Genomic DNA, 1594 nt, shown 5'->3' on the forward strand with positions numbered 1-1594 from the left:
ACACGCCAAGTGTATTACAGACGACTACGCACGCAACTGCCGCGCTCCGGAAGTTCCATGGAGGTCAGGCGGCCTCCCTGGCCGAGGTGTGTTCAGGCGGTCGGCGGGTGACGGAGGGAGCTGCGCTGCGCCGCGCCAACGAGCAGGCAGGCTGATCCGAGCCCTAGTCCCATCCAGCTCACCATCCCGGTCCTGCCGGTGAAGAGGAGGAAGAGCGCGACAAGGGTGACGACCAGGCCGGTCGCCAAGTAGGCCCCCGCCCGCCGAGGGTGCAACTCGATGTCCTGGCTCATGCTGCGCAGCATGCCAGAAGTGATCGACCTGCGCCCGACCTGGCCCGTTAAATAGCTAGCCCCGATGCGGGCGCACGCATTTGCCGCCCTGCGTGCATTGAGCAGCCCGCCGAGCGTAACGAAACTTGGTCGCGCTGGGCCGCCGGCGGACAGGGACGCAGCGATGCGCTTTTCGGCTGGTACCGATGGCGGGCGTCGTGCCGGCGCTGCGCCTGCCTGAGGCCGACGATGAAGTATCGCTGCGAGAGGATGGGACCCGGAGTGCGGGATCAGACCAGACGGAGGATCAACCGCTACTGGGCCGCCTTCTTTCCCGAGATACCAGCCGACTGGTCTTCTGTCGTTGTCAGCCACACGTCGGTATTGGAGGGATACCACGGCCTTTACGCCATCCTCCGGGACGGTCGCGCGTACGTCTCATCTCCGCCTGAGATGGCTGCCACGGTGCGCACCTGGGGCGTCGACGCGGCCACGGTGACCGACCCGGCCTGGTGGCGTCACCGAGTTCCGGAAGGAACGGTGCTCGGGCCAAGCGTCCATGCGTTCCTCGACACGGCTGACACAGTTCCCCGCTCACAGCGGGCCCGCCGTGCTGACGCAGGGGAGGTGGTCCACGCCCTGAAGGGGCGCGTTACCGCCGAGGAGTGGGTCGAGAGCGGCTTCGACAGTGATGACGTCCACAAGACCTGGTTGGTGCGCGACAACGACGCAGAACCAGTCGCCGCTGCAGGCCTCACGCTTTTCGATGGCGACCCCGTCGACGTCGGTGTGATCGTCGCTGCCGACGCTCGCGGACGTGGCCACGGAAAGCACGCCGCAGCTGCGGCGGTACATGACGCCATCGACCTGCACGGGATCGTCCGCTGGCGCTCTCTTGAAGCCAACCAGCCATCACGCCAGCTCGCTAAGAGTTTCTCATTCCAGGACGACTGCCGACAGCTCGCCATCCGACTCTGAGGCGGCCGCCTGAACAGGATGAATGTCCGGTTCTGGTTCCTCTCTGTGTCAAGGCCCCGGTGCCGTCGCTTTCTAGGGTGCGCCGCCGTTGGTCGCCGTCAAGGTCGTTCGTCCGGTGGGGCGCTGCACCTTGACGGCTCCGGCACGGCGACGCGGTGTGGCCGCTGCCGGGACCGGATGGGGCTGGTTGCGGGGGCCGGGCGGGGGTAGCGTCGGGTGTGCGGGTCCGGGAAGTGGCTGATCCGAAGTGCCGATGTGCGGGGGAAGGTCGGTCGCGCTGAATACCTCAGACGCCCCGCGGTGCCCTCCCGGACCCGCCTCGACGTCTGGGGTCTGAAGCGACA

At 67.3% G+C, this 1594-nt stretch carries 2 protein-coding genes; one reads left to right on the forward strand and one right to left on the reverse strand.

Features of this window, described 5'->3' with window-relative positions; all coding sequences use genetic code 11:
- Positions 1–92: 92 nt before the first annotated feature.
- Positions 93–293 carry a hypothetical protein gene (locus tag AVL62_RS05605; RefSeq protein WP_153011682.1) on the reverse strand — a complete coding sequence of 67 codons (201 nt, stop codon included), beginning with the start codon at positions 291–293 and terminating at the stop codon, positions 93–95.
- A gap of 432 nt (positions 294–725) precedes the next feature.
- Between AVL62_RS05605 and AVL62_RS17000 the strand changes: the two genes are divergently transcribed.
- Complete coding sequence (locus tag AVL62_RS17000; protein ID WP_161937844.1) at positions 726–1250, forward strand: GNAT family N-acetyltransferase; 525 nt, start codon at positions 726–728, stop codon at positions 1248–1250.
- Positions 1251–1594 lie beyond the last annotated feature (344 nt).

The organism is Serinicoccus chungangensis, from assembly GCF_001483745.1.
Classification (GTDB): Bacteria; Actinomycetota; Actinomycetes; order Actinomycetales; family Dermatophilaceae; genus Ornithinicoccus; species Ornithinicoccus chungangensis_A.